General features: G+C 65.8%; 22 protein-coding genes and 2 pseudogenes. 15 read left to right on the forward strand and 9 right to left on the reverse strand.

The features are described from left to right. Positions 1–1,262: CCA tRNA nucleotidyltransferase (locus WBV89_RS18715; RefSeq protein WP_423982844.1), on the reverse strand; the 1,262-nt coding region annotated here is incomplete at its 3' end. A 99-nt stretch (positions 1,263–1,361) separates the two neighbouring features. Between WBV89_RS18715 and WBV89_RS18720 the strand changes: the two genes are divergently transcribed. From WBV89_RS18720 to WBV89_RS18770, 11 genes and pseudogenes are all read left to right on the forward strand, one after another. Continuing rightward, a complete protein-coding gene (locus WBV89_RS18720; RefSeq protein ID WP_423982845.1) occupies positions 1,362–2,114 on the forward strand; it encodes a GNAT family N-acetyltransferase in 753 nt (250 codons plus the stop codon). Next, positions 2,111–4,273: a hypothetical protein gene (locus tag WBV89_RS18725; RefSeq protein WP_423982846.1), complete on the forward strand. Its 2,163-nt coding sequence runs from the start codon at positions 2,111–2,113 to the stop codon at positions 4,271–4,273. Before WBV89_RS18720 ends, WBV89_RS18725 begins: the two co-directional genes overlap by 4 nt. A 12-nt stretch (positions 4,274–4,285) precedes the next feature. Continuing rightward, entirely contained in the window at positions 4,286–5,140 is an 855-nt protein-coding gene (locus WBV89_RS18730) for a DegV family protein (protein ID WP_423982847.1), read from the forward strand. Positions 5,141–5,324: 184 nt separating this feature from the next. Next, the gene (locus WBV89_RS18735; protein ID WP_423982848.1) at positions 5,325–7,310 is read left to right on the forward strand and encodes a serine/threonine protein kinase; all 1,986 of its coding nucleotides are present in this window, start codon (positions 5,325–5,327) and stop codon (positions 7,308–7,310) included. Positions 7,311–7,361: 51 nt separating this feature from the next. Continuing rightward, on the forward strand, positions 7,362–8,051 hold the full coding sequence (locus WBV89_RS18740) for an RNA polymerase sigma factor (RefSeq protein ID WP_423982849.1): 690 nt from the start codon (positions 7,362–7,364) through the stop codon (positions 8,049–8,051). Positions 8,052–8,064: 13 nt separating this feature from the next. Further along, complete coding sequence (locus tag WBV89_RS18745) at positions 8,065–9,081, forward strand: hypothetical protein (RefSeq protein WP_423982850.1); 1,017 nt, start codon at positions 8,065–8,067, stop codon at positions 9,079–9,081. Between the two features lie 91 nt (positions 9,082–9,172). Continuing rightward, positions 9,173–9,502, forward strand: coding sequence for a hypothetical protein (locus tag WBV89_RS18750; protein ID WP_423982851.1), 330 nt, complete (start codon positions 9,173–9,175; stop codon positions 9,500–9,502). Between the two features lie 130 nt (positions 9,503–9,632). Next, complete coding sequence (gene trxB, locus WBV89_RS18755) at positions 9,633–10,601, forward strand: thioredoxin-disulfide reductase (RefSeq protein WP_423982852.1); 969 nt, start codon at positions 9,633–9,635, stop codon at positions 10,599–10,601. A gap of 84 nt (positions 10,602–10,685) precedes the next feature. Continuing rightward, complete coding sequence (gene trxA, locus WBV89_RS18760) at positions 10,686–11,021, forward strand: thioredoxin (protein ID WP_423982853.1); 336 nt, start codon at positions 10,686–10,688, stop codon at positions 11,019–11,021. Next, positions 11,018–11,194 (forward strand): annotated as a pseudogene (locus tag WBV89_RS18765) (peptidoglycan-binding domain-containing protein); the annotation flags it as partial. The gene trxA and the pseudogene WBV89_RS18765, both read left to right, overlap by 4 nt. Before the next feature lie 48 nt (positions 11,195–11,242). Beyond that, positions 11,243–11,995, forward strand: coding sequence for a peptidoglycan-binding protein (locus tag WBV89_RS18770; RefSeq protein ID WP_423982854.1), 753 nt, complete (start codon positions 11,243–11,245; stop codon positions 11,993–11,995). Positions 11,996–12,668: 673 nt separating this feature from the next. Here WBV89_RS18770 and WBV89_RS18775 read toward each other — a convergent pair. From WBV89_RS18775 to rpmH, 8 genes are all read right to left on the reverse strand, one after another. Next, on the reverse strand, positions 12,669–13,529 hold the full coding sequence (locus WBV89_RS18775) for a ParB/RepB/Spo0J family partition protein (RefSeq protein ID WP_423982855.1): 861 nt from the start codon (positions 13,527–13,529) through the stop codon (positions 12,669–12,671). Between the two features lie 34 nt (positions 13,530–13,563). Continuing rightward, positions 13,564–14,379 (reverse strand): ParA family protein, encoded by an 816-nt coding sequence (locus WBV89_RS18780; RefSeq protein WP_423982865.1) that lies wholly within the window; start codon positions 14,377–14,379, stop codon positions 13,564–13,566. 240 nt (positions 14,380–14,619) lie between these two features. Then, positions 14,620–15,174: an RsmG family class I SAM-dependent methyltransferase gene (locus WBV89_RS18785; RefSeq protein ID WP_423982856.1), complete on the reverse strand. Its 555-nt coding sequence runs from the start codon at positions 15,172–15,174 to the stop codon at positions 14,620–14,622. 99 nt (positions 15,175–15,273) lie between these two features. After that, entirely contained in the window at positions 15,274–16,164 is an 891-nt protein-coding gene (gene jag, locus WBV89_RS18790; RefSeq protein WP_423982857.1) for an RNA-binding cell elongation regulator Jag/EloR, read from the reverse strand. 71 nt (positions 16,165–16,235) lie between these two features. Continuing rightward, entirely contained in the window at positions 16,236–17,411 is a 1,176-nt protein-coding gene (yidC, locus tag WBV89_RS18795; protein WP_423982858.1) for a membrane protein insertase YidC, read from the reverse strand. A 3-nt stretch (positions 17,412–17,414) separates the two neighbouring features. Continuing rightward, a complete protein-coding gene (gene yidD / locus WBV89_RS18800; RefSeq protein WP_423982859.1) occupies positions 17,415–17,714 on the reverse strand; it encodes a membrane protein insertion efficiency factor YidD in 300 nt (99 codons plus the stop codon). Then, complete coding sequence (gene rnpA, locus WBV89_RS18805) at positions 17,711–18,043, reverse strand: ribonuclease P protein component (protein WP_423982860.1); 333 nt, start codon at positions 18,041–18,043, stop codon at positions 17,711–17,713. Before rnpA ends, yidD begins: the two co-directional genes overlap by 4 nt. Beyond that, a complete protein-coding gene (gene rpmH / locus WBV89_RS18810; RefSeq protein ID WP_423982861.1) occupies positions 18,040–18,174 on the reverse strand; it encodes a 50S ribosomal protein L34 in 135 nt (44 codons plus the stop codon). Before rpmH ends, rnpA begins: the two co-directional genes overlap by 4 nt. A 371-nt stretch (positions 18,175–18,545) precedes the next feature. Here rpmH and dnaA point away from each other — a divergent pair, with 371 nt between their 5' ends. From dnaA to WBV89_RS18830, 4 genes and pseudogenes are all read left to right on the forward strand, one after another. Beyond that, entirely contained in the window at positions 18,546–19,919 is a 1,374-nt protein-coding gene (gene dnaA / locus WBV89_RS18815) for a chromosomal replication initiator protein DnaA (RefSeq protein WP_423982862.1), read from the forward strand. 304 nt (positions 19,920–20,223) lie between these two features. Continuing rightward, a pseudogene (gene dnaN, locus WBV89_RS18820) lies at positions 20,224–21,330 on the forward strand (DNA polymerase III subunit beta). 94 nt (positions 21,331–21,424) lie between these two features. Then, on the forward strand, positions 21,425–22,522 hold the full coding sequence (gene recF, locus WBV89_RS18825) for a DNA replication/repair protein RecF (RefSeq protein ID WP_423982863.1): 1,098 nt from the start codon (positions 21,425–21,427) through the stop codon (positions 22,520–22,522). A 111-nt stretch (positions 22,523–22,633) separates the two neighbouring features. Continuing rightward, positions 22,634–22,936: a DciA family protein gene (locus tag WBV89_RS18830; protein WP_423982864.1), complete on the forward strand. Its 303-nt coding sequence runs from the start codon at positions 22,634–22,636 to the stop codon at positions 22,934–22,936. Positions 22,937–23,127 lie beyond the last annotated feature (191 nt).

Genomic DNA, 23,127 nt, shown 5'->3' on the forward strand with positions numbered 1-23,127 from the left:
GCAGCGAGTTCCTCGATCCGCTCCTCCAGCTCGTCCATCCGTCGTGAGAGGCGCGCCGCCTTCTTTGCGTTGCGCGTCGTGCAGTCGCAACGCGTGAGGACGTTCAACTCCCGGAGCAACGGGCCCGCATCGCGCACGTAGCGTCGAACGGCCGAGTCGGACCATCCCATCGAGTAGGTGTGGAAGCGGAGATGGAGCGCGACCAGCTCGGTGACATCGCGGATGTCGTCGTTCGAGTAGCGCAACGCGGTCATCCGCTTCTTGGTCATCCGCGCGCCGACCGCATCATGATGGTGGAACGTGGTGCCCTTGCCCTTCTGGTACCCGCGCGTCCTGGGCTTGCCGACGTCGTGGAACAGCGCGGCGAGGCGCGTCAACCTGAAGTCGAACGTCGGCAGGTCGCCCGCGACGATTGCGTCATGCTCCGAAGGCGGGCGGACGTTCTCGACGACGGCGATCGAGTGGGTCAACACATCCTTGTGGCGATGGATCGGATCGTGTTCCAAGCGCATGTTCGGCAGCTCCGGGAGGAACTGCTCGGCGAGGCCCGTCTCGACCAGATACCAGAGACCGTCGGCGGGGTGATCGACGACCATCAGCTTGTCGAGTTCGTCGCGGATCCGTTCGGCCGACACGATCTCGAGCCGCGGCGCCATCGCGCGCACGGCATCGGTCAATGCCGGGTCCGGCTCCAGGTGGTAGCGAGCGATGAACCGCGCCGCCCGCAACATCCGCAGCGGATCGTCGCTGAAGCTGATCTCGGGACCGAGCGGCGTCCGCAGGATCTTCTGCGCCAGATCACCGGCGCCGCCGAACGGGTCGACGAGTTCCGGCATCGCTCCGTCACCGGTCAACTCCAACGCCATCGCGTTGACGGTGAAGTCGCGACGGGACAGATCCACTCCGATCTCGTCCGCGAACTCGACTCGCGGCTTCCGCGACTCATCGGTGTACGCCTCGGCCCGGAAGGTCGTGATCTCGTACACCCGGGTGTCACCGGTCGTGGAATCGAGCTTGTGCGCGCCGATCGTCCCGAACCGCTCACCCTGGGTCCACAACGCGTCCGCCCAGCCAGCGAGACACGCCTTGATCTCGTGGGGTCGCGCATCCGTCGTCAGGTCGAGATCTTCGGACCGACCACTCGCGACGAGCAGGTCGCGGACCGTTCCACCCACCAGATAGAGCCGGTGGCCGGCCTCACGGAACCTCGCGGCGAGGGGCTCGAGCTCGCGCAGTACCGGAGCGAAACGGTCGGGGATCACGTGGCCAGCGTATTGGGTCGCCGCGCTTCGAGACGGCGAAGATCGCCACGCTGCCGGGCGCCCAGTCCATCGGCCCACCGAACGATTAGCGTCTGCGACGTGCGTCAGGCCACCGCTTCTCCATCGGCTCGGGCCGAGATCCGACCCTGGCCACTCGATGCGGACCTCGCCCACCTCGTGATGCTCGACGTCGCGATGATCCCCACAGCCGACCAGGTCGAGACGTGGCTCGAGACGACCTACGACACCCGGTTGGGACCCGACCAGCGCATTCCGCACCGACTGCGAACCGGTGCGCTCTATCCCGCAGCCGCGGCCGCCTTCACCGAGTGTGGGTTCGAGGTCGTCGACCGTCTCGCGCTGCTCGAACGCCCGTTGATCGATCCGCTGCCGCGCCGCCGTCAGAGGTCGTCCGACCCCGCGGTGCTCCGCCGAGCTCACCGCCGTGACATGCCCGCGCTCGCCGATCTCGACCAGCTGGCGTTCGACCCGGGATGGGGCAACGACGCCCAGTCGCTCACCGACATCTCGAATGCGACCCCGCGCAGTTATCGACGCGTCGCGTTCACCACGGGACGCGGATCGCGAGTCCGGGCCGGATTCCAGATCACCGGACAGGCCGGTGCAACGGGCTATATCCAGCGACTCGCCGTCCATCCGGACGCGTGGGGTCGAGGAATCGGTCGGGTTCTCGTCGAGGACGCCGTCGGGTGGCTGACCCGTCGCGGTGCAAACCGCGCCCTCGTCAACACCGGGGTCGACAACCACCGTGCGCTGGGCCTCTACCGCTCCGCGGCGTTCGACATGCTCGACCACCAGCTCGTCGTGCTCGAGCATCGTCGAGCAACATGAACCGGGCGCTCGCCACCGTTCTCGCCCTCCTCGCCCTGCTCGGGATGGCGACGACCGCCGCCGCTCAGGAGGACCCCGCCCCGCTGCCCGCCGAGAACGGGTCGATCACGATGGAGTTGATCGATCAGACCTTCGATCTCGCACCGAACGGCACGATCCGACTCACCTACCGCCTGATCGGTGACCTCGACACGGTCGCCGAGATCGCTCCGACACCACCCGCACCCACCACCACCATCGCTCCGACGTCGACGGACGCCACCGGCGATCCAGCCACGACGGACGATGCGGGAGATGCCGTGGTCGAGGCGCCGCCCGTCGTCTTGACCGCGCGGGTCCTGAACTACGCATCGCTGACCGACCCGGACGACCTGATCGGTGTCATCGGACCCGACCCGCGGTTCAGCAGCCTGACCTCGGTGATCGACGGAATCGACATCGTCGACATCCGGTCGTCGATCACCGTCGAGTCGCCGACCGAGGCGATCCTCGAACTGGCGGTTCGGACCGACACCGACGTCAGCGTCGCCGATCGTCTCGAGTTCAACAGCGATGGAATCCATCCGATCGTCGTGCAGTTGCGCGCGGACGAGCAGGTGATCGCCCGACACGGGACCGTCGTCGAACGCCGCTCGGACGGACCGGCGACCCCGCCGACGATCGACCTCGCGCTGTTCGGTGCGGTGGAGGATCCCGGTCCGACCGGTTCCGAATCCGAGGTCGACGACGCCGTCGACGCGTTCGTCGGTCTCGTCGACGACACCGACGAACTGGGGGTCGGGCTCACCCTGGCGATTCCCCCGTCGGTCGTCACGGCCGCTGTCGAGTCCGGTGACATCGCCGACAACGATTCCAACCTGCTCGCCGACGACGTGATCCTGGCAGCACCCGCCACCCCGTTCGACGTGTCCTCTGCGGTCGCCGTCGGGAGGGTCGATGCGTTCACCCGCCAGTTGCGCTTCGGGGAGGACGAGGTCACCAGGGCGATCGGGCAGACGCCGAGTCGCGACATCTGGTCGACCACGACCGAACTCAGCGCGCCGGGCGCGCAGGCGTTGCGCGACCTCGGGGTCCGGTATCTGGCGATGCCTCCCGAGATCTACCGCTCGACGATCGCAACCGATCCAGACGCCGAGATTCCGGCAATCGATCGATTCATCCAACTGCCGCTCCCCGACGGCGGGCAGATGCCGGTCCTGGTCCTCGACGACGAACTCGGTTCCGAGTTCACCACCGAGTCGACGAGCGACATCATTGCGGAGATGACCGCCACCGAATGGGCGGTCGGAACGGTCGCCGACCTGCGCCTCGCGCAGTACTCCGCACCGCTCGACGAACGCGCTGCCGCGCGCAGCCATCTGATCGCCACCCCTGACCTGGGCCCGTTCGATCCTCGTCTGCTCGTCGAACTGGAGGAGTTCTCGTCGTCCACCGATGCCATCCACTTCACGCTCGCGAGCGACCTCACCTCCGAGACCGCAACGGTGTCGACCGACACCGACCCGCAGTTGCCCGATGTCGCCGGTCCGTCACTCGAGGATCGACTCGACCGGATCGCCGATGTGAGCAATGAGCTCACACCCGTCGCGTCGATGCTGCCGGAGGGCGACGAACGACCCGCCGACTGGCTGCGCCGCCTCGACAGTTTCGTCTCGACCGCGTTCGACGATGCGACCGTCGATGCCGAACTCGACGCGTTGCTCGCGGACGCGCAGAAGATCCGGGACGGCGTCGTCGCTCCCGAACCGTTCACCTTCACCCTCACCGGTCGCGAAGGCGAGATCGACATCCGGGTCGGCAACGAACTCTCCGAGCCGGTCGACGTGATCGTTCGCGTCACGTCGCCCCGTCTCGATTTCCCCGAAGGCGACGTGGAGGTCAGCCTCGCTCCCGACGACGTCACCGTGGTCAAGGTCCCCGTCGTCGCCCGGTCGAACGGGACCTCGCCGGTCACCGTCGAGATCCTCACCCCGTCACTCGACCCATTGACCGAGCCGGTCACGCTCACCTCACGCTTCACCGCCCTCACCGGACTTGGTCAGGTGCTCACCGCTGGATTGTTGCTGATTCTGCTGACGTGGTGGTTCTCCCATTGGCGCGCCCGCCGACGCGCGGCTGCGAGCGCGGCGCCCGACACGCTCGAGCCCGCCGCTGAGTAACCTGTCCGACCCGTGAGCAACGTTCGAATCGTCACCGACAGCGCCTGCGACCTCCCCGCCGAGGTCGCCACCGAGATGGGGGTCGAGATCGTCCCGCTGACCATCCGATTCGGTGACGACGAATTCGTCGACCGCGACGAACTCACCGTGGCCGAGTTCTGGAATCGCTGCGTCAACATGTCGACGCTGCCCGAGACGGCCGCACCCGCGCCGGGCCAGTTCGAGAAGGTGTACCGAGATCTGGCCGCCGACGGCGCGACCGGAATCGTCGTGGTCTCGCTGTCGGGCGCTCTGTCGGCGACGATCCAGAGCGCGGAACTCGCCGGTCGTTCGATCGCCGACGATGACTCGATCGACCTCGACGTCCGCATCGTCGACTCCCGAACCGTGAGCATGGGCATCGGTACGATCGCCCTCGCGTGTGCTCGAGCTGCCGCCGACGGCGCATCGATCGACGAGGTCGAGGCGCACGCGATCGATCTGTCCGAGCGCACCCGTGTATTCGCTGCGCTCGACACCCTCGACAACCTCAAGAAGGGTGGACGGATCGGTGGAGCGAAGGCGTTCCTCGCGACCGCACTCTCGATCAAACCGATCATCGACGTCACCGGTGGCGTCGTCGCCGAGGCCGGCAAGCAACGCACCCGTACCAAGGCCCTCAACCACCTGGTCGAACGGTTCAAGAGCTATGACGGTCGCGTCGAGAACCTTGCCGTGCTCCACGCCGACTGCTCCGACGTCGACGTCTTCGTCGAGATGCTCGCTCCCCACTACGACGGGGAGATCCTCGTCGGTGAGATCGGTCCGGTCATCGGAACCCACGGCGGACGCGGCACCATCGGCGTCGCCTTCCACGAGACCTCCTGAACCCGGCGCCCGGAACCACACCCGCGACCGCCGCCATCCCGTCCGCGCCCCGACCCACCCCATCTGCGATCTCGTGAACATCTCCAGCGCTCCGTGCGCGAACAGTTCACGAGAACGGCGGTGGAGGGAATCGATGCTATGCCCGGGTGCGACCACCCGTGCCCACTAGCGTTTGGTGGCGACCATGTCATCTGCGACTCCCACGATCATCGCTGGCCGTTACGAGCTGCAGCGACGCCTGGCACAAGGCGGCATGGCCGAGGTCTGGCTGGCGACCGATCTCACGCTCGATCGCAAGGTCGCGGTGAAGTGGCTCAAGCCGACGCTGGCAACGGATCCGATCGTCGCCGAACGGTTCCGACGTGAGGCGATCGCCGCAGCGAGCCTGAACCATCCGAACATCGTGGCGGTCCACGACGTGTTCGAACAGGACGGCCGCCAAGCCGTCGTGATGCAACTCGTCGACGGCAAGAGCCTGCGCCAACTGCTCGACACGCAGAACCGCCTGAGCCCCGAACTGACGTGCCACATCGGAACCGCCGTCGCGATGGCGCTCGACAACGCGCACCAGGCCGGCTTCGTCCACCGTGACGTCAAGCCCGGCAACATCATGATCACCCCCGACGGTCGCGTCCTGCTCACCGATTTCGGCATCGCCAAGGGGTTGACCGGCGACGGTAGCGACGACCTGACCAACGACAACATCATGATGGGGACCGCGAAGTACCTGTCCCCCGAACAGGTACGAGGAAAGCGGCTGGACGGGCGCGCCGACTTCTATTCGCTCGGACTCGTGCTGTACGAGTGCCTCGCCGGTCGGGTCCCGTTCCTCGGCGAGACCGATGCCGACACCGCGCTCGCCCGACTCCAACGCGACCCCACCGACCTCGCCCGTCTCCGCGCCACGTTGCCGACCCGGTTGGTCGGCGTCGTCCACGCGCTCCTCGCACGCCGACCGGAGGATCGTCCGATCGACGGTGCCGCCCTGATCGCCGAGTTGAAGGCCGCCCAGGAGGAGGGACCACCACGGTTCGACGAGACGGGTGACGAGCTGTCACCCGTCGCTCCGTTCTCGGCCGGCCGACTCGTACGCGCCCCATCCGACACCCGTGGTCGGATCCAGGACCGCAGCCGTGGCATTCGACAACCCACACCGCCGCGTGGCAAGGAAGGTCGTTCCGGAGACGGCCGCGTCGGACCGGACAAGAAGCGCCGACCGACCGCCCCGGATTCCGGGCACGCCGTCACCGAACACACGAGTGCGCCCAGCGGCCCCGTCGGGATTCCCGGCGAACCACCGCACATCACCGGGCGAGTCCCGATCGGCGATCAGCCGACACCGTCCAGTCGTGTCGCGGTCACGCGCGCCGACCCTCCCCCTCCCATCCATCCCGCCCAACGCTCAGCGAACGATCGGGACCGCACACCACGGTCCGGTCCTCAGCGAGGAGCGCCCGCTCGCGGGATGAGCCAGAAGGTCACACCGTCGGCCACGCTCGTCGGGATCTTGATCGCCATCGCCGTGGTGATCGCGATCGTCCTGTGGTTCACGCTGCTGACACCCGAGGACGTCACCCCGACCACGACGGTGCTTCCGGGCGACGACACGGCCGAGGCCACATCGGACGATGCGGCCACCGAACAGCCCGAGCCGGAGACCGCCACGCCGGTCGCCGACGAAGCGCTTCCGGCCGAACCGGCGCCGGTGGATCGAGTCGCGCAGATCACCTCGATCGTGTCGTTCGACCCCGAAGGTGACTTCGCCGAGAACTCCGACCTGGCCATGGACGCCATCGCCGACGGTGATCCGTCCACGCTGTGGCGGACGTCGTGCTATTCGAACCAGTTCATGGGGGCCAAGCGTGGCGTCGGCCTGGTGGTCAGCTTCGATCGACCGCTCGAGCAGGGCATCGAACTCCGGGTCGAAAGCGCGCCCTACCAGATCCAGTTCTACGAATGGGACGGCGACACCGCACCGATCACCGTCGACGGGTGGGGTGAACCGTTCGACCGATCGTTCGGGCCCGACCCCGCACAGATCACCGTCGATGCGAGCGGCTTCGGTGCGCGACACCTGCTCCTGCTGCTGAACGAGATCGGCACCGACGACGGCTGCAGTACGGACAACCCGTATCGCGGTTCGATCGACGAGATCAACGTCCTGGGCTGATTCCGACCGACGGACGGCCGCACAGGTGGAACGTTTCGCACGAACACGCCGATGTGGCCGTCGGCCGCCGACGTCGTTCGTTACGCTCGCCGCATCGCAGTCCAGACCGATGACAACGAGCTGATCGAAGCTGCGCGTGCAGGTGACCGGTTCGCGCTCGATCAGCTGCTCCGTCGCCACTACGACCGCATCCACGCCACCACCCGGCGCATCGCGGGCGCGACCCGAGACGGTGACGACGCCACGCAGGAGGCGATGATCAAGATCGTCCGCAGCCTCCCGAAGTTCGACGGTCGGTCGTCGTTCGGCACCTGGGCATATCGGATCGCGACGAACGCCGCCCTCGATGAGCTGCGCAAACGCGCCCGCCGACCCGCTCTCCACGTGGTCGCCGACTCCGATCGGACCGATCACGAGTTGGTCGACGACACCGCCGAGCGACGGATCACCTCCATTGCCGACCGCCTGTCCCTCGACGACGCGCTCGCACATCTCCCCGACGACTTCCGCAGCGCGGTCGTCTTGCGCGACGTCATCGACCTCGACTACGCGGAGATCGCCGAGGTGCTCGAAATTCCGATCGGCACCGTCAAGTCACGGATCGCTCGCGGGCGTCGGATGTTGGCCGACGAGCTCCATCTCGAGGAGCGTCCCGAGATCGTGTCGGAGGCGACATCGGAACGGTCGCGGTCCGTCGGGAACCGAACGGGTGACTTCGATCGTCCAACAGATCTGACATGAAGTGGGACCGACGATGAGTGACGACGAACGGGAGGCGGGCAGCGAGGCCTCGCTCCTGGCGAGCCTGTACCTGGACGGCGAGGCGACCACCGACGAACGCGCCCTCGTCGAGACCGACACCGACGCACTCGCGCAGGTGGGACAACTCTCCGACGTCCGCACGATCCTCGGGGCCACCGCACCCACCGCGTCGTTGTCGGACCGCGAGGGCCATCTCGCTGCAGCGCTCGACGTGTGGGAACGGATGAGCGACCGCGAACGATCGGGTGAGGCGACCCCGAGCGACGGCATCTCTGCCGCCGCCGCTGCCGCCCTGACCACCCCGAGCACCGGTTCGCGAGGGTCCCGGTCCGACCGACGCCGTCCTCGACTCGACAGCCGACAGTGGCTGCTGGGTACTGCCGCCGGGCTGACCGTGCTCGTCGGATTCGGGTTCGCCGTCCGCAACCTCATGACGCAGGACGACTCAGCCACCACCGAGATCGCCCTCGAGGACGTCGCCGATGATCCGCTCACCGAGGTCGGCGACCTGGAGGCGGCGGAGGCCGCAGAGGTCAACGGGGAGAACGTCGGAACCGAAGTCGCCCCGAACGTGTCCGATCTGAGCGATGACGCGAGCGGCTCCGGGTTGTTCCCCGAAGACGCCGACACCAGTGCTGACGCGACCGCAGACACGATCCCGGGAGCCGAACAACCGGCACCACCCCCGGAAGAGGCGACGTTCGCGATCGACAATCCCGACGACCTCGCGATCTACGCCAGCCTCGCGGTCCCGACCCTCAACGACGGTCCGAGTGCGAACGACGACATCGATTTCGAACCGGTCTTCGGCAGTTGCGAGGAGCAGCTCGGCGTCGAGAACCAGCTCGAACCGGTCATCTATGCCGGCACCCCGGTGGTCGTCGGGATCGACCTGGACAACTCGGTCGTGCTCGCCTACACGGCTGGGGACTGCAACGTCGTCGAATCAGCACCGCTCACGGACGACACCGGGCGCGGCGCGGACGTCAGCACCGACTCCACGCCCTGACCGACCGCTGCCCGGTACCCGAGTACCCACTGACCAGCCGTGACCGCAGCCCTGGTGCTCAGCCCACCCATCGCGGCTATCCTCACGCGCCATGGCCGGAAACCCACTGACCGATCCCGACTGGGCTGCCAACACGACGGATCAGGTCGTGCGCCTCGTCGACAACGTCAAGTCGAAGACCACCAAGCCGGCCGTGATGGTCGCGCGTGGACTCGTGTTCGGCCTGCTCGGATTGTTCCTCGGCGTGTTCGCCCTGATCCTGCTGTGGATCGGGATCACCCGCGGGCTGCAGGCCGCCATCGAGCCGTTCTCGAACCAGGCGCGCGCCGTCTACATCAGCTACTTCATCCTCGGCGGCATCCTCTGCATCGTCGGCCTGGTGCTGTTCAAGAAGCGCAACGACGGCTCCAGCAGCGTCTGACACTGGCCGCACCCGTGCACCGGGGAATACCCCACGCCTCCGCGAGCGTTGATCACGCTGCACGCCGCTCGACGACACGTCGTTGCCGCGTCACCCACCTCTCCACCCTCCGACCCCAGGGAGCCCCCGCATGACCGACACCTCGACCTCCGACAGCGTCCACGACGTGGTGATCATCGGCTCGGGCCCAGCCGGCCTGACCGCTGCCGTGTACACCGCACGCGCGAACCTCGCTCCACTCATGATCGAGGGTGAACCGTCGTCGACCTCGGATCAGCCGGGCGGCCAGTTGATGCTGACCACCGACGTCGAGAACTTCCCCGGATTCCCCGAGGGGATCATGGGCCCCGACCTGATGGGCAACATGCGCGAGCAGGCAGAACGCTTCGGAACGTCCATCGTGACCGAGAAGGTCGCCGACATCGATTTCAGCGAGCGGCCGTTCACCATCTCGACTCGCGAAGCGACCTATCGCGCCAACTCGGTCATCGTGTCGACCGGGGCACAGTCGCTCATGTTGGGCCTGCCGGCCGAGGAACGACTGATCGGGCACGGCCTGTCCACCTGCGCCACGTGCGACGGGTTCTTCTTCCGCGGCCACGAGATCGCGGTCGTCGGCGGTGGCGACTCGGCCATCGAGGAAGCCAACTTCCTCACGAAGTTCGCCGACAAGGTGACCCTCATCGTGCGTCGCGACGAGCTGCGCGCCTCGGCGATCATGCAGGACCGCGCGAAGGCGAACCCGAAGATCGAGTTCCTCTGGAACACGTCGGTCACCGAGATCAACGGCGCCGACAAGGTCGAGAGCGTCGACATCGTGAACAACGTGACCGGCGAGACCGGCGTCCTCGACGTGACCGGGCTGTTCATCGCCATCGGCCACAAGCCGAACACCGATCTCTTCCGGGGCGTCCTCGACATGGACGAGGACACCGGCTACCTGGTCACTCGCGCCGACTCGACCTACACGAACGTGCCCGGCGTGTTCGCGTGCGGTGACGTCAAGGACTCGGTCTACCGCCAGGCGATCACCGCCGCCGGCAGCGGGTGCATGGCAGCGATCGACGCGGAACGCTGGCTCGAGGATCAGCACAGCTGACCTGGACGGGTACCCTGATCCCCGGGAATGTCCGGTGACAACCGCTGGTTGTATCCGCGTGAACCCCTCGAAAGGACCAAGAACATGGCAAACGGAATCACCGATCTCTCCACCGCGACCTTCGACGAAACCGTCAACGGAGCGTCCAAGCCGGTCGTCGTCGACTTCTGGGCCGAGTGGTGTGGACCGTGCAAGAAGATCGCGCCGATCCTCGGCGAGATCGCCAGCGAGCGGGACGAACTCTCCGTCACCAAGTTGAACGTGGATGACAATCCCGATGTTGCGATGAAGTTCAGCGTCATGTCGATCCCGACCCTCCTCGTCTTCGACAAGGGTGAGGTCGTGGGGCGCATCACCGGTGCCAAGAGCAAGGGTGCCCTCCTCGAGGAGATCGACGGATTCCTGGCCACTTCCCACTGACCCGCGGTCAACGCGGCGAAGCCGTCCGAGATCTCCAACGCCGACTCGCCGCCGCCGGATTCGAACCCGACGGCGCCGACTCGGGCATCTTCTGTTCTTCGACGGCCGCGGCGATCACCACCTTCCAGACCGAACGTGGTCTCCACGTCAGTGGAAGCTGCGACGAGCCGACGTGGCTGGCGCTCATCGAGGCCGGTTGGCAGCTCGGCGACCGCTTGTTGATGCTCAACGCCCCGATGTACCGAGGTGACGACGTCGCCGACCTCCAGCGCGGCCTCAACCGGCTCGGGTTCGACTGCGGTCGCCCCGACGGCATCTTCGGGCCGGCCGCCGGTCGGGCCCTCACCGACTTCCAGCGCAACTCGGGGCTCACGCCCGACGGGGTGTGCGGCACCCAGACCGTGCGAACACTGCGCCTCGTCAGTCGCCAGAGCGGCACCGGTCCCGGTGTTGCATCGATTCGCGAGGCCGAGGCAGTCCGCTCCCCCGCATCGATCGGTGGTCTGCGGATCGTCGTCGGCCAATTCGGTGGGCTCAGCTCGATCGCGCGCTCGTTGTCACGATCCCTGCGTGAGAACGGTGCAACCGTGATGTCGACCGACGAGTACGAGGCCCAGGCCCAGGCCTCGGCGGCGAACCGTTTCGGAGCCGACGCCTATCTCGGTTTTGACGCTAGAACTGACACATGTTCGATCGTGTCGTACTTCGCCGTCCCTTCGTTCGAGTCGGTCGGAGGCCGTTCACTCGCCACACGCATCGTGGACGAACTCGAGCCCGTGCTCGAATCGCGGCCCGTGCTCAACGGTATGCGCCTGCCGGTCCTGCGGGAGACCCGGATGCCGGCCGTACTCTGCGCGGTCGGTCCTGTGCGGAGTGTCGTCGATCGGACGAACCTGTTGACAGAGGCGGTCACTCGAGCGGTCTCGGCCTGGAGTGAGGCACCGCTCGAGGTCTCCGACCCCACAGCCGGTTGACGGGTTTCCCCAGCTCAGGGCCTTGATGAGAGGTTATCCACACCTTCGTCCACAGACTGTGTGTTTCCTTCAACGTCATCTTGAAGACATCCTCACGACACGTGGTGACATGCGTCATCCACGACCGCCCCTCGCGCGAATCATCTCGATGCACGCGCGTTCACCTCGACCTCACGCGCGACGTCAGCACGCGACCATCACGCGCGAGTCGAGACACGCGTCGAGCACTCCCCCGCACCGTCCCCGCACCGCCCCGAAGTGCTGCCCAGCGACCTCCCACCCACGCTTCGACCCGCCACCCGCTGCTCCGGCCTTTTCGACCCCATTCCGACTCACCCCCTGAAACCAGACGGGGCCGAGAATCCTCACGAACCGCAGGCTCCAGCGCCTGACCCGCCAATTCTCAGCGAATCAGAACTTGCCTGCCGCGCTGCTTCCGAAACTGAAACCGAAACCGACCAGCGCGCACGATCACCCTCACCATCACCCGCCGGACCAACTCCAGCCCCCGGCGGAAATCCCAGCAGGTCGTGACGCAGAGCGCAGCAGGCGCCCGAATTCTCAGGCCACCCGAACCAATCGTCCGCCCTCGACGAGATGGCGGCGGCAGATCGGGAGCATGTGCAGAGATGTGCGCAGGGACGCGTCGGGGCTTGGTGAGTACCTCGGGGGGTCAGGAGGTCATCTGGCGGTAGATGCGCTCGAGGTCTTCGAGATCGGCGAAGTCGATGGTGACCTTGCCGCGCTTGGCACCCAGCTGTACACCGACACGAGTCTCGAGGTACTCGGCGAGGAGTTCCTCGAGTTCGAGGAGTCCCGGCGGACGGAGCTTCGTCGCGGGTGTGAGCCCGGCTCCATCGATCGTGCCCGACGGTGGTGTGTCGCGCTCGTTCTGTGGCGCGGGGGTCTGCGCGTCGCCGGTCCCGCGCACCGCCTGTTCGACCATCCGGACCGACCATCCGCCGGCCACTGCAGACGCGGCGAGTTCTTCCTGGCGGGTGCGATCAGGTGTCCCGAGAAGTGCACGGGCATGGCCCGCACTGAGTTGACCGTCCGCCAACAACGACTGCACCGACGGTGGAAGACCGAGCAGACGAATCGAGTTCGTGATCGCGGATCGGCTCTTGCCAACGCGGCCAGCGAGTTCGTCGTGCGTCAGTTCGAAGTCCTCGAGCAACTGCTGGAACGCTGCCGCCTCCTCGAGGGCGGTGAGGTCCTCTCGATGGAGATTCTCGACGAGTGCCTGCTCGACCGAACTCATGTCGCTCGTCGGACGGACGATCGCAGGAATGGCCGCAAGTCCGGCGCGCTGCGTGGCGCGCCAGCGACGCTCACCTGCGATCAGCTCGTAGCGGTCGTCGTCGACCGGGCGGACCAGGATCGGCTGGAGCACGCCCATCTCCGCAATCGACGCGGCCAACTCGACGAGGCTCTCCTCGTCGAAGTGCTGACGGGGCTGATTCGGGTTGGCGATGACGGACGCCGTGGGAATCTCGATCAATTCGCCCGCTTGGCCGCCCGATCCCCCTTCCATCGGAATGAGCGAGCTCAATCCCTTTCCGAGTCCACTAGGTCGCGGCACGATGTACCTCCTTGGCTGCGTCGCGGTAGGCAATGGCGCCCCGCGAGGACGAATCGAATGTCGTGATCGGTTGGCCGAAGGACGGAGCCTCCGACAGACGCACGGTTCGTGGAATCACCGAACGCAAGACTTTCTCGCCGAAATGTTCCCGGACCTCGGTGACCACCTGGCCCGACAGCTTCGTCCGGGCGTCGTACATCACGCACAAGATGGTGCTGACGTCGAGTTGAGGGTTCAGATTCCGTTTGACAAGATCCACGTTGCGCAAGAGTTGCCCGAGTCCTTCGAGCGCGTAGTACTCACACTGGATCGGAACCAGAACCTCGCGAGCCGCGGACAGGCCGTTGACCGTGAGAAGGCCGAGCGACGGGGGACAGTCGATCATCACGTAGTCGTAGTCGTCGAGCACGGCCTCGATGGCCCGCTTGAGCCGCTGTTCACGGCTGAATGCGGGAACGAGCTCGATCTCGGCGCCTGCCAGGTCCAGGGAAGCCGGTGCGACAAACAGGTTTTTCACGTCCGTCGGCTCGACGACGTTCTCCAGTGGCTCGTCGTGGAGCATCACGTGGTACATCGAACGCTCGAGCCCTCGGTTTTCGATTCCGAGGCCGGTCGAAGCGTTTGCTTGCGGATCCAGGTCGATCAGCAGGACGCGCAGCCCCATCTCGGCCAGGGCGGCTCCCATGTTCACCGTCGTCGTGGTCTTTCCGACACCGCCCTTCTGGTTGGCGACGGCGAGAATCCTCGGCAATGGGTGCGCGGGTGCCGATTCCTCGTGGAACTCGAGGTCACGGTTGCGGATCGCATCATTCGGTGCGGTGTCATCTGTCGACAACGGGTACCTCCATTCAGGACGCTGCGAACAGCGACCCGTATGGTGCCTGATCGGCGGCCTCGTTACAAGCACCCTCGCGATGTTTCACGTGAAACAGCAGCGATCCTCAACCTCGGACCCGGATTCGGGCCGCTGAATGTTTCACGTGAAACGTTCAGGCACAGACGAACGGACCTGGGCGAGAGGCGCGATGGCATTCCTCATGTTTCACGTGAAACACGCTCGTTCGAAGACCGCTACGGTCGAGTCGTCGGTCGCAATACGATGAACGCCCAGCTCATCGAGCAATTCATCCGGCCAACGGTCACCACTCGGCGGCTCGCTGATCACGATTCGGCCGGACGGTGCCACGAGATCCCGCCCCATCCGGAGGGTCTCCGGTGGGGGACCGAAGCCGCGAGCGACTGCGGCGGAGAAGACTCCGGGTGTGCGTTCGATGATCCGTTCCACATCGTCGTTCACGACGGTGACCCGTTCGGACCAACCCAGGCGCGCGACCACGCGGACCAGGAAGTCGGTCCGCTTGCCACGGCGGTCCGCCAACGTGACGTTCAGATCCGGACGATCGTGAGCGATGACCAGCCCGGGTACACCCCCACCGGAGCCGAGATCGATCACGGCTCCCTCCACGTCGACAAGAGGGGCCACGAACACTCGTGCGTGGGCGATCACTTCGGGGATGGGCCGTTCGCCCAGAAATCCCAAGCGCTGGCTCTCGCGAAGGACCCGGTCGAGTTCGTCGGACACCTCATCCCTGGACATCACAGCAGTGTGCCACGAACTCGACCGCAGACGCGACGAAGCCCGACCGCACGAGCGATCGGGCTTCAGAGTCGAGTGAGCCGGAACGGCTCGGGTGTGTCAGGCGGGGATGACGACGATCCGACGGTTCGGATCATCGCCTTCCGAACGGCTGGCCACGCCCTCCTCGTCGTTCAACGCGTCGTGAATCACCTTGCGGTCGGCCGAGGTCATCGGCTCGAGTGCACGGGCCGAACCCGATTCTCGGACCGAGGCGGCGACGTCGGACGCAAACCGGCCGAGTGCCTCATTGCGGCGTGCTCGGTAGCCGGCGACGTCAACGCGCAGACGCGTCTCGTGGTCACCGAGTCGACGCTGAGCCGAAACCCGCACGAGGTCCTGGATGGCGTTGAGCGTGCGGCCTCCGGGACCGACCAGCAGACCCAGTCCCTCGCCGTTGAGCTGGACGTCGAGTTCGGTTCCATCGACGGTGAGTTCGCTCGTTGACGTCGCGCCGAAGGCCTCGGCGAGTCCATCCATGAACGTGACGGCGGCGTCGCCGACCTCTTGGGGGGAAACGGGGGAGGGCTCTCGCTCGTCGTTGCTCATCGTGTTCTCCTGGCTCTTGGTCTTCGATCGATTCTGACGACGCTGTGATTCACGTCCGTTCCCGTTGGACTCCGTGGATGCGGAATCGTCGTCGGAAGTACTCGGTGCGGCCTCGTCGGCGACCGGTGCCGCCGACTGGGTGTCGCTCGTGGGGGCCTGGTCCGATGTCGCGGGCTTCGCCTTGTCCTTCGAACCGCGTCGCCGACGCTCCTGCTTGGGTCGGACCTGTGCCGGCTTGACCCGTGCGCGGACTCGTGCCTCGCCTCGGGTCCGACCGAACAGGCCGGGCCGAGGTTCTTCGAGGACATCGAATTCTGCTTCGTCTGCGGCGACACCGAGGCGGTCGAGCGCAGCTTCCTGCGCCTGCTCCACTGTCTTTGCTGTGGTTTCGACCCACTCCATATCGTGTCTTCCTCTTTCTCTCGAGACATCGTCTCGTTGTGGTCTCGTTGATGATCGGTGCCGACGCGGGGTCAGCTCTTCTTCTTCTTGTTCTTGCCACCCTTGGTCGACTTCGGTGGGCGGCCCTTCGCGTCCTGCGCCTGTTTGCGGCTCGGCGTCGGTCGACCCTTCCCGGCCGGGGTGTCGCCGTTCACCGTGCTCGGGCGCGACTTCGGCGGTGTCACCCGCTTGCTCTGGTCGGTCGGACGCTTCGGCTTGGCTGCTCCCCCGGAGTTCTTGCCCCCGGAGTTCTTCCCGCCCGAGTTCTTCGAATTCGGCGACTTGTCGGTTGCATCCTTGTCGCCCTTGCCCGACATCAGATCGCGCTTCGCCTGGCCGAACAGGCCGGTCGGTTCGCCGTCCTTCTTCGACTGCTCGCGAGCCGCCTCACCAGCACGCTGCGCCTGGCGACCCAGCGATTCGTCGTGGCCGTAGAACTTCTTGGTGATGTAGTACTGCTGACCGATTCGGAGCAGCGTCTGGAAGATGTAGTAGAAGACGAGGGCGGTCAGGAAGAAGATCTGGAAGACGGCGAAGACGACTGGCAGATACTGCATCAGCTTCTGCTGGGTCTGTGACATCGTCGGGCTGATCGACGCACGTGCGGCGACCATCCGTTGCTGACCGAAGTACAGCCCACCGAGCAGCACCACCAGCAGTGCGTAGATGACGCCGGTGGCCGGGTCGTCCTGGATCGCCTGGAACGGTGACAGGGCGAGGTCGAGACCGAGCTCGGGCATCGTGAACTTGCCGTACAACGATTGGAACAGCCCCGAATCGACCGCGAGATACCGGGGGATGAATCCGCCGATCTCGTCGGTGCGTCCGACCGCCGCGAAGGTCGCATCGGCGATCGGTTGTGCGCTTCCGCGAGGTGAGTACGTCAAGCCGCGCAACACGCGGAACATGATGATGAAGACCGGCATCTGCGCGATCAGCGGCAAACACGACGACATCGGGTTGACCTTGTGCTCCTGGTAGAGCTTCATCATCTCTTCGTTGAGCTTCTGCTTGTCGTTGCGATGCTCGTTCTGCAGACGGCGCATCTCCGGGGAGATCTTCTGCATCTCGAGCATGCCCTTCGTGCTCTTCAACGTGAGGGGCGTCGTGATCGCCATGATCACGACGGACATGAGGGCGATGGCAACGATGTAGCTGCTCGTGAAGTCGTAGAACCACGACAACAGTGCTGCGGGAATCTCGAACATGGGTCAGCAGTCCTCGAAGGTGGGGTGATGCGGTGCGCTGGGACTCGCGTCCGAGCGGTGGTCGGCGTGGGCTCGGGACGGTTCGGGCACCGGGTCGTATCCCGATGGGCCGAGCGGGCGACAACGGACGAGCCGCCGCAACGTCAGGAACGCTCCGCGACGGGTGCCGTGGACTTCGAACGCCTCGAGGGCATAGGCCGAGCAGGACGGGAAGAAACGACAGGGCGACGGGCGTCCCTGGACGAGTCGTTGATACCAGGTGATCGCTGCGAGCACGCGACGTTGCACCCAGCTGGGCTTCATCGCTGCGTGGCCTGCCGTGCGAGTGTCGGCGGGAGTTTCGCCAGCACAACACGAATCTGTGCGAACGTCAGTTCGCTCGCGCTCGGCCGGCACCCGATCAGGTACAGACCGCCCGTCAGCTCCATCTCGGCCAGCACGGCGCGCAAACGCCGCCGCAGACGATTGCGGGTCACCGCATTGCCGACGGCTCGATTGATTGCGAACGCCACCTGAGCGACGTCCGACGACGGATCCGGGAGGTGTGAGCACCAGAAGGGTTCGATTCGCACCCGGCGACCGTCGCGGCGCAGCCGCTGGAAGTCGTCCCGAGCGCGAATCCGGCCGATCAAGCCGACAGGCGGGCGCGCCCTTTGGCGCGACGCGACTTCAGGACGGCACGACCCCCACGGGTGCTCATGCGGGCGCGGAAGCCGTGCTTCTTCGAGCGGCGGCGTGCATTGGGCTGGTAGGTACGCTTCACGTGATACTCCGTGATCTCCGACGAAACCGGGTGCGAATCGGACGCTGCTCGAGATGATGGCGCAGCAGACTACGACCGGACAGACAGTCCGATCCCGGTTGTGATCGAACAGGATACGGTCGCGCGAGCGAGGCTCCCAACCTCACGCTTCAGCATGGCTCCATCAGGCGGTCAAATCACGCCGATGTAGTTTACCCACAGGAAGTTGCCGGTTGCATCGTCCCAGCGTGCGGGCATGATTTTCTGGCGTTTTCGACGTGGTGTCCGGCTGCTAGCGTGCGCAAGCCGTTCCACCTGTCCACACCTTGTGGACAAACTTGTGGATCAACCTCTCTCGAGAACTTCCGATGCCTTTGACCGACGCCGATGACATGTGGACCCAAGTGACGCTCTCGCTGCGGTCCCAACTCGCCGAAAGTGTCTGGTTCTCGACGTTCCAGGAGGTGACTCCCGTCAGCATCGACGACACCACATTCCAGCTGCTGGCGCCCAGCGCATACGTCCGCGATCGGATCACCACGCGGTACATGCCGATGATCGTCGACGCGCTCGATGAGTCCGGTTTCGGCGGCCGGGACGTGACGATCGCCGTCGACCAGGCAGGCGAACCCGAAACGATCGACCACCGCGAACCGCAGTCGTCGGAGCCGCCGCCGGTCCAACCCGACGTCCCGGTCCAACCCGACGTCCACGACGCCAGCGAACGCGATCATCTGCTCGAAGCTGCCGGGCTCAGCACCGACTACACCTTCGACACGTTCGTCAAGGGGGCGTCCAATCAGTTCGCACTCGCCGCATCGCTCCGCGTCGCCGAGACGCCCGCACGCAGCTACAACCCGCTGTTCATCTACGGGTCCGCTGGCCTGGGCAAGACCCACCTGCTGTACGCGATCGGTCACTACGTCCATTCGAACTACCGCCATCACAAGGTGCGCTACGTCTCGACCGAGACGTTCATGAACGAGTACGTCGAATCGATCCGTCAGAACACCACGAACTTCCTGCGTCAGCGGTATCGCGACATCGACGTGCTGCTGATCGACGACATCCAGTTCATCGCGAACAAGGAAGGACTCCAGGAGGAGTTCTTCCACACGTTCAATGCACTGCACGGTGCGAGCAAGCAGATCGTCATCAGCTCCGATCGGATGCCGGACGCGATCCCCACCCTGGAGGAGCGCCTCCGGAGTCGCTTCAAGTGGGGTCTGATCACCGACATCCAGCCACCCGATGTCGAGACACGGCTGGCGATCTTGCGCAACAAGGCCGAGCGCGAGGGCATCGAGGTTCCCGGTGACGCTCTGGAGTTCGTCGCGGAGAACATCTCGACGAACATTCGCGAGCTCGAGGGTGCCCTGGTCCGGGTGATGGCCTATTCCAGCCTCAGCCGTCAACCGATCACGATCGATCTCGTGCGTGAGCAGCTGGCGGACCTGCTCACCGTGACCCGCCCGAAGGTGCGCACACCCGAGGAGCTCCTCGACGAGATCGCCGGCATCTTGAAGTTCGACGTCGAAGCCCTGAAGGGGAAGAGCCGTCAGCGACCCCTCGTCACGGCGCGCCAGGAGGCGATGTACGTCTTCAGGGAACTGACCGACCTCAGCTATCCGGCGATCGCGAGGCTGTTCGGTGGTCGTGACCACACGACGGTGATCCACGCCAACGAGAAGATCCAGCGCTTGATGAAAGAACGCAAACAGGTCTACGACCAGGTGACCGACCTGCTGCAGCAGTTGAAGTCATGACGCGCGACTTGTCGGTTGCGTCGCTTCCATCGGCCACCTGGTCGTCCGGACGTGGTTCGATCGAACGTCCGCGCGGTGGACATCGCGGTGGACGCGACCGTGAACTTCGCGCGGTCACCCCGTGGACATCGCGCCGTCGTCCACCGAATCACATCGGTGGCACTCGAATGCTGTGGATGACCGGCCATCCCATGTGGACGGCCTCGACCGTCCTACGCTGCTGGAACGTGGCTTGTCCCCAATCCACAGCACCTACTACTCGTAGTGTTCTTGAAACATCCCCCCATGAGGAGAAGTCCCGACTGTGAAGTTTCGTTGCGAACGTGATGTTCTCGCCGACGCCCTGAATTCCGCAGGACGTGCAGCGACCAACCGAACCGGAACGCTTCCGGTGCTCGCCGGAGTCCGGATGGATGTGCGTGGAGACGCGCTCACCGTGACCGGTACCGACCTGGAATTGACGATCACGCTGACCGTCGACGTGGGTGGCGAGCGCGACGGAGCCGCCGTCGTGCCGGCACGTCTGGTCGGTGACATCGTCAAAGCCCTCCCGGCCGGAGCCGTCGAGATCGACTTCGACTCGACGTCCGACAGTGGCGAGATGTCGATCACCGCGGGACGATCCGAGTTCTCGGTGCGTCCGTTCGCTCTCGACGACTACCCGGCGCAGACCACTCCGGCCGGCGAAGCGGTCACGCTTGCGGCCGACACGGTCGTGGACGCACTGCGACAGGTCGTCCGCGCCGCGTCGACCGACGATGCACGCGCCGTATTGACCGGTGTGCTCCTCGCGTCCGAAGACGACGGTGTCCGGATGGTCGCGACCGACTCGTACCGACTCGCGGTTCGTGACCTGCCCGATTCGTCGGTGCTCGGGTCGGGGCAGTAGGTCTTGATCCCAGGACGTGCGTTGACCGAGCTGCAGCGCCTGATCGGCGATGTCGAGGAGTTGACCGTTCGCTTCGGTGAACGCGAGGCGACCTTCGAGGCCGGCACGACCCGCTTGAGCACCCGCCTGATCGAGGGCGAGTTCCCGAACTACCGGAACCTGCTGCCGTCGAGCTATCCGAATCTGTTGACGGTGAGCAAGGCCGCGATGACCGAGGCGATCCGTCGCGTGAAGATCCTCGCGCAGGACTCCACACCGGTGCGTTTGACCCTCGGGGGAGACACCGTGCAGTTGCGGGCGATCACCACCGACGTCGGCAACGCCGTCGAGGAGATCGACGCGAGCTACGACGGCACCGAGATGATCGTCGCGTTCAACCCCGATTATCTCGCCGCCGGCATCGATGCGATCGACGCCGACGACGTGACACTCGCGACCATGGACCCGATGAAGCCGGCGATTCTCCGGGGCGCAGGACAGGACGACTACCTGTACCTGCTGATGCCCGTCCGCGTGCCGTAGGGGTTCGAGCGCTCCAGGAACGACTTCGTCGTGCGTCGCTCTCAGGCCCTGACGGACCGCATGCTCCTGAGATGACCCGCGTAGTCTCCTCTTCTTGATCGTCTCGCGGCTGGAGCTCATCGACTTCCGCAACTATTCGTCGGCGTCGTTCGATCTGACGTCGGGGACGACGGTCGTGATCGGGGACAACGGGCAGGGCAAGACGAACCTCGCCGAGGCGTTGGCCTACCTGTCGACGCTCACGAGTTTCCGGGGTGCGCCGGGCGACGCGTTGGTCCGCGTCGGGGCCGATCAGGCGATCGTTCGAGCCACGGTTCGACATGACGACGGGCGCGAGTCGTTGATCGAGGCCGAGTTGCACGTCGTCGGGCGGAACCGGGTCCAGGTCAACCGTCAGAAGCTGCAGCGGGTCCGTGACCTGCTCGGAACCGTCCGTGTCACCGTGTTCTCACCCGATGACCTGATCGTGGTGAAGGGCGGCCCCGGCGAGCGCCGGCGGTTCATGGACGACACGCTGGTCACGTTGGCGACCAAGTACGACGCGATCCGCCTCGAGATCGACCGGATCGTCCGGCAGCGCAACACCTTGCTCAAGCAGGCACAGAAGGCAGGTCATCAGGAGTTGTCGCCCGACGTCGAGGTCACCCTCGACGTCTGGGACGCGAAGTTCACCGAGATCGCCGATCAGTTCGGCTACGCCCGCGCGACCCTCGTGTCGCGCATCACGCCGATGGTCCACGAGGCCTACGAACGCCTGGCCGGATCGGCGACACCGATCGAGTTGCGGTACGAGCCCGACTGGCGCCGGACCGGATTGAAGGCGGCGCTGTCGACAGCGCGAGCGATGGACGTGCGGCGTGGGGTGTCGACGGTCGGACCGCACCGCGACGAACTCGAGATCTCGATCAACGGGCTTCCGAGCCGGACGCACGCATCGCAGGGGGAACAGCGCACGCTCGCTCTAGCGCTGCGGCTGGCGGGACATCGGCTGGCGACCGAGCGGACCGGAAGTGCGCCGGTGTTGGTGCTCGACGACGTGCTGTCCGAACTCGATGACGGGCGGGCCCGGGCGCTGCTCGGCCACCTCCCCGAGGGTCAGGTCGTGATCACCACTGCGAGCGAGCTTCCACCGGCCGCGACAGCCGACCATGTCATCCGGATCGAAGCCGGATCGGTCGTCGACCCACCCTGACCAGGCCGTTCTCGTGAACTTGTCCACCGCTCCGTGCGCGAACAGTTCACGAGATCGCCGAGGCGGTGGCCACGGGGGTCGGGATGGGGCGGTGGCGGGTACGGTGCGGGGGTGTCCGATCCCGTCCCGATCACCCGGTCGCTCGACTCGATGATGAAGTCGTTGCGCGGGACCGACCGGATCCAGGTCGGCGGCGTGTTCGGGAAGTGGGACGTCGCGGTCGGTGACCAGATCGCCGCCCACGTGCGCCCGATCAAACTGGATCAGGGAGCGCTCCTCGTCGAGGCCGACACCGCGACCTGGGCGACGCAGGTCAAGTTCCTGTCCGACACGATCATCGTGCGGTTGCGCGAGGAGGCCGGCGTGCTCGTCGACCGGATCGACGTCCGCGTCGCCTCGAAACGACGACGCTGACGACAACGGCATCTCGAATCACCGACGCTTCGGCGCGCGGTTCACTACGTTGACCGATGTTGATCCCGCGCCGTGCGGATCCGAGGCTCGATCAGGAGATGGCATGACGAACACAGGCGGAACCCCTCCCGGGTGGTACTACGCGCAAGGCGATCCTGCGGGAACGCACCGGTACTGGGACGGTGCACAGT

The sequence above is a fragment of the Ilumatobacter sp. genome, assembly GCF_049588435.1.
Classification (GTDB): domain Bacteria; phylum Actinomycetota; class Acidimicrobiia; order Acidimicrobiales; family Ilumatobacteraceae; genus Ilumatobacter_A.

Excerpts from the sequence above, each read along its gene's own strand:
- WBV89_RS18725 (WP_423982846.1), top strand. The coding sequence starts at position 2,111 with ATGAACCGGGCGCTCGCCACCGTTCTCGCCCTCCTCGCCCTGCTCGGG.
- WBV89_RS18735 (WP_423982848.1), top strand. The coding sequence starts at position 5,325 with ATGTCATCTGCGACTCCCACGATCATCGCTGGCCGTTACGAGCTGCAG.
- WBV89_RS18740 (WP_423982849.1), top strand. The coding sequence starts at position 7,362 with ATGTGGCCGTCGGCCGCCGACGTCGTTCGTTACGCTCGCCGCATCGCA.
- WBV89_RS18745 (WP_423982850.1), top strand. The coding sequence starts at position 8,065 with ATGAGTGACGACGAACGGGAGGCGGGCAGCGAGGCCTCGCTCCTGGCG.
- WBV89_RS18750 (WP_423982851.1), top strand. The coding sequence starts at position 9,173 with ATGGCCGGAAACCCACTGACCGATCCCGACTGGGCTGCCAACACGACG.
- trxB (WP_423982852.1), top strand. The coding sequence starts at position 9,633 with ATGACCGACACCTCGACCTCCGACAGCGTCCACGACGTGGTGATCATC.
- trxA (WP_423982853.1), top strand. The coding sequence starts at position 10,686 with ATGGCAAACGGAATCACCGATCTCTCCACCGCGACCTTCGACGAAACC.
- WBV89_RS18770 (WP_423982854.1), top strand. The coding sequence starts at position 11,243 with ATGCTCAACGCCCCGATGTACCGAGGTGACGACGTCGCCGACCTCCAG.
- WBV89_RS18775 (WP_423982855.1), bottom strand. The coding sequence starts at position 13,529 with ATGGAAGGGGGATCGGGCGGCCAAGCGGGCGAATTGATCGAGATTCCC.
- WBV89_RS18785 (WP_423982856.1), bottom strand. The coding sequence starts at position 15,174 with ATGTCCAGGGATGAGGTGTCCGACGAACTCGACCGGGTCCTTCGCGAG.
- jag (WP_423982857.1), bottom strand. The coding sequence starts at position 16,164 with ATGGAGTGGGTCGAAACCACAGCAAAGACAGTGGAGCAGGCGCAGGAA.
- yidC (WP_423982858.1), bottom strand. The coding sequence starts at position 17,411 with ATGTTCGAGATTCCCGCAGCACTGTTGTCGTGGTTCTACGACTTCACG.
- yidD (WP_423982859.1), bottom strand. The coding sequence starts at position 17,714 with ATGAAGCCCAGCTGGGTGCAACGTCGCGTGCTCGCAGCGATCACCTGG.
- dnaA (WP_423982862.1), top strand. The coding sequence starts at position 18,546 with ATGTGGACCCAAGTGACGCTCTCGCTGCGGTCCCAACTCGCCGAAAGT.